Below are 11,453 nucleotides of genomic sequence, written 5' to 3'. Positions count from 1 at the left end.
ATAGAAGCACAAGTGTTGGGGAAAATTCCTCCCCATAGTTTAGAGGCGGAACAATCCGTTCTAGGAGCTATGATTATCAATCAAGAGGCTATAAACACCGCCATAGAACAACTTCGCCCTGATGATTTTTATAAGGAAGCGAATAAGGAAATATTTAAAGCCATAGTTGAATTATATAATAGAAACGAACCGGTAGATATTATTACCTTATCGGAAGAGTTGAGAAGGAGAGGTACTTTAGAAAACATAGGAGGGGTTACCTATCTGGCAAGTCTATCAGGAGGGGTAGCCATAAGCTCTAATATAAAATATTATTGTGATATAGTAGAGGAGAAATCCATACTCAGGCGGTTGATATTATCCTGCGACGAGATAATGGCTAAGAGCTATGAGGATAGCGAAGAGGTCAATAGCATCATAGAACAGGCAGAAAAGAATATATTTGATATCACCCAAGGAAGGCATAGGGAAGGTTTTGCACCTATAAAGGAAGTATTATTAGAGAGCTTTTCTAAAATAGAAGAAATGGCTGCCCATGAAGGTGAACTAACGGGACTCACTACTGGATTTATAGATATAGATAACAAACTATCTGGAATGCAGAAATCCGATCTAATATTACTAGCTGCTAGGCCATCTATGGGGAAAACTGCACTAGGCATAAATATAGCTACCAATTCAGCTATAAAAGCTGATGCTAGTGTAGCCGTATTTTCTTTGGAAATGTCTAAGGAACAATTAGTACAGAGGATGATAAGTTCTGTATCCCATGTGGACCTGCAGAAGATAATTAGTGGCAGGCTTGATGAGGAAGAATGGATGAAAATTATAAATGCAATGGCACCTTTATCCCAAGCAAAAGTATTTATCGATGATACGGCAGGTATATCCCTAATGGAGATGAAGGCCAAGTGTAGGAGATTGAAAATAGAACAGGGCCTGGATTTAATAGTAATAGACTATTTACAGTTAATGCAAGCAGAAAGTAGACATGAAAATAGACAACAGGAGATATCGGCTATATCCAGAGGTCTTAAAGCCTTAGCTAAGGAAATGGAATGTCCGGTAGTGGCCTTATCACAGCTTTCTCGTGCTCCTGAATTGCGTTCAGACCATAGACCTATCCTCTCAGACTTAAGGGAGTCAGGGGCTATAGAGCAGGATGCAGATGTGGTGTTGTTTCTATATCGTGATGAATACTATAACGAAGATACGGACAAGAAGAATATTGGAGAAGTGATTATTGCAAAACATAGAAATGGCCCAACAGGTACTGTAGAGTTAGTATGGAAGAAAGAATTTACAAAATTCCTAAACAAGGAAAATATTAGAGGATAGTTAAAAGAGGACCTAATTGGGTAAATATAGTAATGAAGACTAGGGCGTAATTCAAACTAAAATTATTACTTCGAAACTCCTGTTTCGAAGTAATAATTTTCTCTATAACTTAATATGGAGGATGTAATGAAAATGGAATTGAAAGGAGATAGAATAAGGATAGTTCCGATGGAAATGGAACATGTTTATCTTATGAGGGATTGGGGAACTCATGAGAATCCCCTATTATTTGACTACAATATGCCTCCTTTAAGGGATGATGAAATAATAGAATGGTACCATTATAAGACTATGGGATACAACAAAAAATATTATAGCGTATTTAATGAACATAACAGATTTATTGGATATATGGGAATTAAACAGATAAGGTGGATATTAAGAGAAGCCACCCTGGGCATAGTATTTGATCCAAACTTTATAAATCAAGGCTATGGAACGGAAGGAATTTTGACATTTTTAGACTATTATTTCAACCATATGAATATGAAAAGGATGTATCTAGAGGTAGCTAAGTTCAATAAAAGAGCCATTAGATGCTATAAAAAAAGTGGATTTAGCATAGTAGATATATATATAGATGAGTTCTTCGATCAGAATTTAGATTTGGAAAATCCATACTTTTTAAAAGAGAAATCTTCCTTTGTATTAAAGGATGGAAAAGTATATAATTATATCTACAAGATGAAAATAGACAAAAAAACCTATTTAAAAGAGGGGGAAGAAGTTGACGGAAAAACAGTTGGAGATCAAACTAGGACAATTACTAAATAGTTTATCTTATGCACTAGATATTTCAGAAAACAGATATTTTGGACATTCAAGACGTACCGCTTACATAGCTTTTACTATTGCTAGAAATATGGACTTACCGGAAGAAGATATAATAGACATATATTATGCATCTTTAATTCATGATATAGGCATGGCAGGTGATTTATCTCGCTACAGTATTGCTGAAATTCACTATGATGATACCTTGAAAAAGGAACACTGTGCTTTTGGGTATCAGATACTAGATAGATTACCTTTAAGGGATAGCATAAAACAGTATATATTATATCATCATGAGGAATGGGATGGTAATGGCCCCTATAGCTTAAAAGGGGATGAAATACCTTTAGGTTCTCAGATAATCCATATAGCTGACCATTTTGAATTATTCTTTGTAAGAAAAGCTGAGATCGGAATGGAAAAAAAGGATATAGATATCATATATAAATGGTTAGATAACCATAGGAATACTACATTTAATACTCATATATGTCATCAACTGCTAGATGTTATTGCTAGGGAAAAGTTTTGGTTAGATTTAAAATCCGAAAATATCCATCAAGCTTTAAAATTAATCGAACCAGGGAAAAATACCTATATCAATATTTTTGATCTACATAAAATATCAGAAGCCTTTTCCATGTTGATAGATGCTAAGAGTAGGTTTACCTATGAGCACTCTAGAGGAGTTTCCAATATAACTAGTAATTTTACCACCTATTTAGGTTATAATCCATTAATGATAGAAAAGCTTACTATTGCAGCAAATTTACACGATATTGGTAAATTCATAGTGCCTTCAACAATACTTGAGAAGCCTGGCAAGTTGACTAAAGAGGAATTTTCTCTAATTAAATCTCATGTCTATTACACCAAGTTGATATTAAAACAGATAGAAGGCATAGAAGATATTGCAGAATGGGCTGGAAATCATCATGAAAAGCTGAATGGTAAAGGGTATCCAGAAAGGCTTGATGACAAATCTTTGACTAAAGAAGACCAAGTAATAGCTTTTGCAGATATATTCCAAGCATTAACAGAAGATAGACCCTATAGAAAAGGCTTAGCACCTAACAAAGCCATAGATATCATGATGGATATGGCAGAAAAAGGATATATAGACAAAGGCATGTTGTCCGATTTTAAACAAGTAGTATTGTAATTAGAGGTGAAATAATGAATTTTACTATTGAAACTACAGATATCGATTTAGGCGATACGCCAATTGAAAATATATTCATAAACGATTTTATGCCTATGGCTAATGGAACTTACGTAAAGGTATATCTATTAGGATATAAATATGCCCATGATAAGGATGAAAATATTGAGGTAAACAATGAGACCATTGCAAAGCATTTAAACATACCATTAATAGATGTACTAAGTGCCTGGGACTTTTGGGAAGGAAAGGGTATAATAGAAAAAATGCCAGTTAACTCAGAGGATAAATATGATTATAAGGTTAAATTTTTAAATCTAAAACAGCTATATATAAAAAACAACTACAAGCCAATCGATATGAGTGAAGAAGCAATTACTAAAAATTACACCTGCTCCGTAGAGGATTTGGTAGGTGCTAATCAAATACCTCGTATAAATGAGATGTTTAATTCCATCGATTATATTATGAGGAGACAATTGGTGCCTAATGAGAAAAGAAAGGTATTAGAATGGGTACATAATTATAATATGAATCCTGATATTATTGAAAAAGCCTTTTTCCACGCTGTAGAAAAGAAAGGCAAAAGAAATATCAATTATGTGGCTGGAATAGTTAGAAATTGGTATGATCAAGGAATAACAAATGTAGAGGCTTTACAGGAACATCTAAAGGCTACAGACGAAAAGCATTATAGATATGAACGGATAATGAAGGCTTTAGGTATAGGAGGTAGACTACCTACGGAAGGTGAAATGAAAGTAATAGATAAATGGTTTGAAGAATATAAATTCACAATGGAAATAGTCCTTAAGGGTTGTGAAAATTCCAAAAAAACTTCTAATCCTAGCGTAAACTATATAGATGGAGTTTTATCTTCCTGGTATGAAAAGGGAATTAAGAGCCTAGAGGATATTGAGGAGAAAGATATAAGACCTCCTAAGAAAGAACAAGGTTATAAGAGAACAGAAAGAAGGACTAGAACATCAAAAAACAAATTTCATAACTTTGAACAGAGGACTTCTAACTACTCTGCTGAACAACTAGAAGATATTGCTCGAAGAAAACGTGAAGAATATTATTCTAAGTATTCTAAGATAAAAGGGGAATTGAATGATGTATAGTCAGATACTAAAGGATATATTGATGGAATATGAAAAAAAGAGAGACGATGCCATTTATCAACAAAGGATAAGAAAAGAAAAGGTATATCGAAAGGTCCCTAAGATAAAAGAGATAGATGAGGAAATATGGGAAACTGGTTTAGCAATGTCTAAAGCAGTTATAGAAGATCCAAATAATTATGAAAAAAATTTTCAATCGGTAAAAAAAAGAATAGAAGAACTAAGAATGGAAAAAGCCTATTTGCTTACGGAAAACAACATACCTTTAAGTTATTTGGATATTGAATATGAATGTGATCAATGTGAAGATACTGGATATCTATCCAGTGGAGAAAAATGTAATTGTTTGAAACAGGCTATTATAAGCGAAACCTACAAGATGTCTAATATTGAGAACGTTCTAAAGAAGGAAAACTTTGATACATTTAATATAAATATATTTCCAGATGAGCCTTTTGAAGGGGAAAGTATAACCCCTAGGGAAAATATGGAGTATATATCCAATATATGTGTAGACTATGTAAACAACTTCAATGAAAAAAATGAAGAAAATTTACTATTCTATGGTAGTACCGGCTTGGGGAAAACCTTCATGTGCAATTGCATAGCAAAGGCATTATTGGATATGAACAAGATCGTAATATATCAAACAGCTTTTAAAATACTTGAAATCATAGAAAAAAGAAGGTTTGGAAGGGCAGAAAATAGATTTGAAGATTATGAATATGATCTACTATTCCACGCAGATTTGCTAATAATCGATGACCTAGGTACTGAACTATCTAATGCCTTTACCAATGCGGAAATATTTAATATAGTTAATACCAGATTAATAGATGGTACTAAAACCATCATATCTACAAATCTAACGCCAGATGAAATATCCAATATCTATACAGATAGGGTGTTCTCTAGGGTATTGGAGAAGTTTATACCTCTAAAGTTCTTTGGGCCAGATTTAAGATATTATAGATGGGAGGCCAAATAAGCAGCATTGCTGCTTTTTTTTTGCCTATAAAATAGTCTTATTATATATAACTGTTGTTTATTATACAATCAATGGTTAAGATGTTAAAATATAGACAAGTAGATATTATTTTCACAATATCATGTATTTAAGTTTCCAGTTAAAATTATTCTAAAGGGGGATTATCTATGAAGAGGAATCAAGTGTTTATTGGCATCTTGGTTTTGGTCCTAATGATAGTTTTTGCAATATCCCTTAACTCCAGGGATGGTAAATTAACCTTATCTTTAATTACTGGACTAATGCTTGGTTACATACTAACTAGATCTAGATATGGATTTGCAGGAGGAGTTAGAAAAATCTACTTCACAGGGGATGGCTCTTTGACCAAAGCATTGCTACTGATGTTTGCCCTATCTTTAATAGCTACAGCAGGAATACACTATGGGGCAGCCCAAAAAGGTGCAGTTGTAGCCTATAAGGCAGCAGAAGGTGAAACTATTATACCTGGATCTGGACATATTCAATCTGCAAGCTTATCTACTATTATAGGAGGAATCATATTTGGAATAGGCATGATATTTGGCGGTGGATGTGCTTCAGGTACATTGACTGACTCAGGAGAAGGAGAGGCCCGAGCTTGGATAGTTGTATTGTTTTTCTGTATAGGAGGTATACTGGGTACAGTTAGAGGGCCTTGGTGGGCAGAAAGCGTATTTTCAAGGATTGGAACTACAGTATATCTACCAGACGTATTTGGATATATAGGGTCAGTTATTATTTCCCTATTGTTGTTATGCTTATTATATGTATTTACTAGGAGATATGAAGACAGAAGAAAAAGAGAAGGAACTTATGTTGAAGAAATTTACGAAGAATGGCAAAGACCTCTTCCAGCACCTAAGGAGTTTAAGTTATTTAGCAAGGAAACCTATCATAGACTATTTATTGAAAGATGGTCCTTTACTACTGGTGCTATACTTATAACATTGGTATTCATATTTATTATCAATACAACAGGTTCTAGCTGGGGTGCTTCAGGACCCTATACCTTATGGGGAGTGTGGCTATTTGAAAAGTTTGGAATCGATTTCTCATCTAATCCAGCTTTAGCAGGATCTTTGGAGACGGTGAACAATGGGCTTATGAATCATCCTGTATCCATAAGAAATATCGGCATGATATTTGGCGCTACCATCGCCTTATTACTTGCGGGACGCTTTAAATTTAATTTTAACTTCAAAGGTAAAGACGTGTTATTTTACGCACTAGGTGGAATTTTTATGGGATATGGAGCAAAGGTAGCTAGGGGTTGTAATGTAGGAGCACTATATTCAGGAATATGCAACTTTTCCCTTTCCGGTTGGTATTTCCTAGTAGCTATGACTATAGGAGGGATAATAGGTTCTAAGATCTACGAAAAGGCATTTCCAGAGGATGCAAGAAGTACAGCCAAAGAGGCTTAAACTTTAGGATTGTGGGGGACAGTGAGAACCGTTTCCACTGTCCCACCTCACTGTTCCACTTAATAACAGAAACATCTCTTCTTGGAAGTTATAAAATTTTTAAAGGTTTTTTCATAGCCTTTAAATTCATAATTGTTTCTATAGGCGAAATAATAGCTAAAATTGGCGTCGAAATCTTTGATCTCAATCTGTTTCAATATGCCTCGTCTCAACTCCTGTTTAATCACTACCTCGGGTAAAAAGGCAAACCCTCGTCCAGAGGCTACGGTAGATTTTATGGATTCAGGAGAATTGGATGATAAAACTATATTTAAGTCATCTATATTGATGCCATGTTTTAACAATATATTGGCTAAAACTGCCCTATTGTTAGAATCCTCTTCTCTAAGTATAAGGGGTATATTTAATACTTCATCTATGTAGATTTCATTATGCTCTTCATAAGGACCACTGACTAATAGCAATCTATCTGACAATATGGGCACTGTAGTAATATTTTTAAATTCATGAAATCCTGTAATTATTCCTATATTGGTATCATGACTTAGTAACTTTTTTATTACTGTGTTAGTATTATATACTTCTAATTTTACATCTACATCTGTATATATTTCCCTAAAGGTATATATGCTACAGGGGAGAACATATTCCCCAAGGCTTTTACAGGCGCATATGGAAAGGGTTTTCTTATCCTTTTCCAGATCCCTAAGGCTTTTTTTAATATTGTCCTGTAAAGAAAGCATAGTAGTAGCATGTTCAAATACGATTCTACCTTCGTCTGTTAATTCTACCCCTTTGTTGCTTCTTTCCAAAAGAGTGGCGCCAATTTCGTCCTCTAAATTTTGGATCTGCATACTTAACCCAGGCTGGGTAAGATGTAATACCTTTGCAGCCTTGGAAATACTATTGCACTTTACCGTTACGTAAAAGGATCTTAAATAATCTAAATTCATACTTTCACTTCCTAAAATTGTTTTATAAGAGTTTCAACTTTAGACATATAAAAAAGAGTTATCGTGTATAATGACTATTTATTACTCAGATAAGGGTTTTTATATTAATATATAGATAAGATAATTAAATTTTTAACTAATTGAATTTACAATCTGTATCCTATTATATCATATATTTTCAAAATATTATAAATATGTTAAAGCCTAAAATTAAGGGGGAATATTCAATGGTAAAAAAGCCTAAGAGAATCTTGGTAGTTGGTGGTGTAGCTGGTGGCGCTTCAGCAGCAGCCAGAATCAGAAGATTAGATGAAGATTGTGAGATAATAATGTTTGAAAGAGGACCTCATGTATCCTTCTCTAACTGCGCACTGCCTTTCCATCTAAGCGGTTTAATTGAAGATCATGAAGATTTGATTTTGATGAAACCAGATGATTTCTACAATCAATATAGAATAGACGCTAGAGTCTACAGCGAAGTTATTGCAATAGATAGACAAAACAAGGAAGTCAAGGTGAAAAATGTTGTAACAGGAGAAGAGTACACGGAAAAATATGACAAGCTAATATTGTCTCCTGGTGCCAATCCTATAGTACCACCTTTCGAAGGAATAGATGAAGTTAACTTATTCACCATAAGGAATGTAGTAGATATAGCTAAATTAAATGTATTCATAAAGGAAAACAATTGTAAGGATATTACAGTAATCGGTGGAGGATTTATAGGGATTGAAGCGGCAGAAAACCTAAAATTAGCAGGTTACAATGTAACTATAGTGGAAGCTATGCCTCAAATAATGAGACCTTTTGACTACGATATGGTTCAAATACTACATAAAGAAATATATGACAAGGGAATAGAGCTAATAGTAAATGACAAGGTTGAAAAATTTGAAAAGGATACGGTAGTATTGGAATCTGGAAGGAAAGTTCATGCAGAAGCTGTTGTGATGGCTATAGGTGTAAGCCCAGAAACAACCTTAGCAAAACAAGCAGGGTTGGAATTAGGAAAAACTGGTGCCATAGCTGTAAACCAAAACTTTAGGACATCGGATCCAGATATATATGCTGTAGGAGATGCTATAGAGGTATATAATAGACTACTACACTCCCAGAGTAAATTAGCACTGGCAGGGCCTGCTCAGAAACAAGCTAGAGCAGCAGCTGATCATATATATGGAAGACCTGTAAACAATACTGGTGTAATAGGATCTTCTGTAATCAAGATATTTGACTACAATGGTGCTTCTACAGGTTTAACTGAAGGACTAATCGAGGCTACCAATATGCAGATAGATTACGATACAGTAATGATAATCCCTAGTGATAAAGTAGGTATCATGCCCGATAGTGAGCCACTACATTTTAAGTTAATATTTGAAGTACCAACAGGTAGGATACTAGGAGCCCAGGCTATTGGAAAAGGGAATGTAGATAAACGAATAGACGTTATTGCAACTTTGATTAAGTTCAACGGGACCCTTGAAGATCTGAAGGATTTAGAACTATGTTATGCACCACCCTTTGGTACAGCTAGGGATGTAGTAAATTTTGCAGCTTTAGTAGGTTTGAACATACTACACTCTTGCTTTAAACAAATCCATGTCCACGAGATTAGGGATTTAGTAAATCAAGGAGCATATATTATAGATGTTAGGGATAAAGATGAATATGAACAAGGTCATATAATCAATGCAGTAAACATACCTTTAGGGGAGATAAGGGACAGGGTAGAGGAAATACCAAAGGACAGACCCGTTTACTTACATTGTAGATCTGGCCAGAGATCATATAATGCTGTAATGGCTCTTCAACATATGGGATTTGACAATGTATACAATGTATCGGGAAGTTTCATGGGATTATCTTTCTATGAATATTTTAATGATAAGACTACAGGTAGAGAGCCAATAGTAACAGCCTATAATTTCGAGTAAACAGATATTAAGCTTGTAAGGTTATGCAGAATACTGGATATTTTGCATAACCTATTTTATAAGTAGGAAAAGGTGAAAAAATATGAAACCCCGTTTAAGTAAAATAGACGTTTTCTCAATAGTATTAGGTTCCATAATTGGTTGGGGTTCCTTTATGCTACCTGGAACCAAATTTTTAAAGGAAGCAGGGGTAATTAACACTACGCTAGGGCTTTTATTAGGTGCTTTATTTATCATAGTTATTCAAAGTAGCTACTACATTATGTTAGAAAACCATAATGATGAAGGAGGAGAATTTTCCTTTGCCTACAAATATTGTGGTAGAAATCATGGATTTATCGTAGGATGGTTTTTGTTGCTGGCCTATTTAACTATTATCCCCTTAAATGGCACTGCCTTTCCCTTGGTCATGAGGAAGATATTTGGAGATGTATTTCAATTTGGATATCTATATAGTATAGCCGGATATGAAGTATATATTGGAGAGATAATAGTATCTAGCCTTATAGTAGTATTATTTGCTTATGTAAACATCAAAGGGATAAAGGAATCTGCAAAGGTTCAAAATAGGATTGCCCTTACTTTGGTTCTATTGGTGTTTAGCGTATTTATTGCCATGTTTATGAAGGTAGATAGAACCAATTTTTTAAACAATTATATATATAATTATGAATTCAAATTAGGAGAAGTATTGAAGGTATTTGCTATTACTCCCTTTGCCTTTGTAGGCTTTGATAACATCCCTCAGATATGCAAGGAATTTGATTTTGGGGCTAAAAAAGCTTCCGTAATTGCAGTGGCATCTGTATCCATAGGAAGCCTAATGTACTCCATACTCAACCTGACTACAGCTTTGGTATATTCACCGGAGGAGGCAGCAGCACTAGATTGGGCATTAGGTACAGGGGTTCTAGCAACTTTAGGCAGATTTGGATTTTTATTATTGGTTATAGCCTTATCTGCAGCAGTTACCTCTGGTATTAATGGTTTTATGATATCCACTAGTAAGCTGATGGGAGCCATAGCTAATCACCATATGGTACCTAAAAGATATGCCTATGTAAATGAAAATGGAGTATTTAAAAACGCTATTCTATTTGCAACAGCCATAAGTCTAATAGCCCCTTGGTTTGGCCGAGAAGTAATACTATGGATAGTAGATATGTCATCTCTAGGGGCAGCTATAGCATATTTCTATGTATGTCTTATTGCCTTTAGATTAGGGGATACTTTATTCAGAAAGATCATGTCCGTACTAGGTGTGATAGCTTCTATTTTAACCATAGCCTTACTACTAATACCTTCATCTCCTGCAGCTCTAGGTAAAGAATCCTTGCTAGCCTTAGTTCTTTGGATAGTATTGGGGGTTGTTTTTTATATAAAAGTAGTCTCTTCATTTAAAATTCAAACCTCTAAAGATAATGGATAATTAAAATAAACAAGCTACAGCATATGCTGTAGCTTGTTTATTTATGTTTTATTTACATGGTGACCCCACCGGGACTCGAACCCGGGTTACCGCCGTGAAAGGGCGGTGTCTTAACCGCTTGACCATGGGGCCATAAATTTTTTGGGACGAACCAAACTAATATTACTACAAAAAAATTAGTTTGTCAAGTAAGATTTTGTGTTAATATTATTATTCTATGATAATGTCATATTAAATTCATTCTGATAAAATGTCATATATGAGAGAGGAGATATTTAATATGACTCAAAAAGAAATAACTAG

9 protein-coding genes and 1 tRNA gene are annotated in these 11,453 nt (G+C 34.4%); 8 read left to right on the top strand and 2 right to left on the bottom strand.

Annotation, left to right across the window (positions count from 1 at the left end):
• The 6 genes from dnaB (at position 1) to C3E88_RS07940 (ending at position 6,831) form a co-directional block, all read left to right on the top strand.
• Complete coding sequence (gene dnaB, locus C3E88_RS07965; protein ID WP_236909665.1) at positions 1–1,338, top strand: replicative DNA helicase; 1,338 nt, start codon at positions 1–3, stop codon at positions 1,336–1,338.
• Positions 1,339–1,464: 126 nt separating this feature from the next.
• On the top strand, positions 1,465–2,112 hold the full coding sequence (locus C3E88_RS07960; protein ID WP_236909643.1) for a GNAT family N-acetyltransferase: 648 nt from the start codon (positions 1,465–1,467) through the stop codon (positions 2,110–2,112).
• Entirely contained in the window at positions 2,066–3,274 is a 1,209-nt protein-coding gene (locus C3E88_RS07955; RefSeq protein WP_236909642.1) for an HD-GYP domain-containing protein, read from the top strand. Before C3E88_RS07960 ends, C3E88_RS07955 begins: the two co-directional genes overlap by 47 nt.
• Positions 3,275–3,288: 14 nt before the next feature.
• Positions 3,289–4,398, top strand: a complete 1,110-nt coding sequence (locus C3E88_RS07950; RefSeq protein ID WP_236909641.1) for a DnaD domain-containing protein — start codon at positions 3,289–3,291, stop codon at positions 4,396–4,398.
• Positions 4,391–5,386, top strand: a complete 996-nt coding sequence (locus tag C3E88_RS07945) for an ATP-binding protein (RefSeq protein WP_236909640.1) — start codon at positions 4,391–4,393, stop codon at positions 5,384–5,386. Before C3E88_RS07950 ends, C3E88_RS07945 begins: the two co-directional genes overlap by 8 nt.
• Before the next feature lie 167 nt (positions 5,387–5,553).
• The gene (locus C3E88_RS07940) at positions 5,554–6,831 is read left to right on the top strand and encodes a YeeE/YedE family protein (RefSeq protein ID WP_236909639.1); all 1,278 of its coding nucleotides are present in this window, start codon (positions 5,554–5,556) and stop codon (positions 6,829–6,831) included.
• Positions 6,832–6,890: 59 nt separating this feature from the next.
• Here the strand turns inward: C3E88_RS07940 and C3E88_RS07935 are convergent, their stop codons facing one another.
• Positions 6,891–7,784 (bottom strand): LysR family transcriptional regulator, encoded by an 894-nt coding sequence (locus C3E88_RS07935; protein WP_236909638.1) that lies wholly within the window; start codon positions 7,782–7,784, stop codon positions 6,891–6,893.
• A gap of 227 nt (positions 7,785–8,011) precedes the next feature.
• Between C3E88_RS07935 and C3E88_RS07930 the strand changes: the two genes are divergently transcribed.
• Together C3E88_RS07930 and C3E88_RS07925 are read left to right on the top strand one after the other, a co-directional pair.
• The gene (locus C3E88_RS07930; RefSeq protein ID WP_236909637.1) at positions 8,012–9,721 is read left to right on the top strand and encodes an FAD-dependent oxidoreductase; all 1,710 of its coding nucleotides are present in this window, start codon (positions 8,012–8,014) and stop codon (positions 9,719–9,721) included.
• 82 nt (positions 9,722–9,803) lie between these two features.
• Positions 9,804–11,150 carry an APC family permease gene (locus C3E88_RS07925; protein WP_236909636.1) on the top strand — a complete coding sequence of 449 codons (1,347 nt, stop codon included), beginning with the start codon at positions 9,804–9,806 and terminating at the stop codon, positions 11,148–11,150.
• A gap of 57 nt (positions 11,151–11,207) precedes the next feature.
• Here the strand turns inward: C3E88_RS07925 and C3E88_RS07920 are convergent.
• Positions 11,208–11,282 (bottom strand) — tRNA-Glu (locus tag C3E88_RS07920).
• Positions 11,283–11,453 lie beyond the last annotated feature (171 nt).

It is taken from the genome of Clostridium sp. Cult3 (genome assembly GCF_021655115.1).
Lineage (GTDB): Bacteria > Bacillota > Clostridia > Tissierellales > Tepidimicrobiaceae > PPXY01.
This window is presented reverse-complemented; position numbering and strand designations above follow the sequence as displayed.

Coding starts and splice junctions, on each gene's coding strand:
- C3E88_RS07925 (WP_236909636.1), top strand. CDS start 9,804: ATGAAACCCCGTTTAAGTAAAATAGACGTTTTCTCAATAGTATTAGGT.
- C3E88_RS07930 (WP_236909637.1), top strand. CDS start 8,012: ATGGTAAAAAAGCCTAAGAGAATCTTGGTAGTTGGTGGTGTAGCTGGT.
- C3E88_RS07940 (WP_236909639.1), top strand. CDS start 5,554: ATGAAGAGGAATCAAGTGTTTATTGGCATCTTGGTTTTGGTCCTAATG.
- C3E88_RS07960 (WP_236909643.1), top strand. CDS start 1,465: ATGAAAATGGAATTGAAAGGAGATAGAATAAGGATAGTTCCGATGGAA.
- C3E88_RS07935 (WP_236909638.1), bottom strand. CDS start 7,784: ATGAATTTAGATTATTTAAGATCCTTTTACGTAACGGTAAAGTGCAAT.
- C3E88_RS07950 (WP_236909641.1), top strand. CDS start 3,289: ATGAATTTTACTATTGAAACTACAGATATCGATTTAGGCGATACGCCA.
- C3E88_RS07945 (WP_236909640.1), top strand. CDS start 4,391: ATGTATAGTCAGATACTAAAGGATATATTGATGGAATATGAAAAAAAG.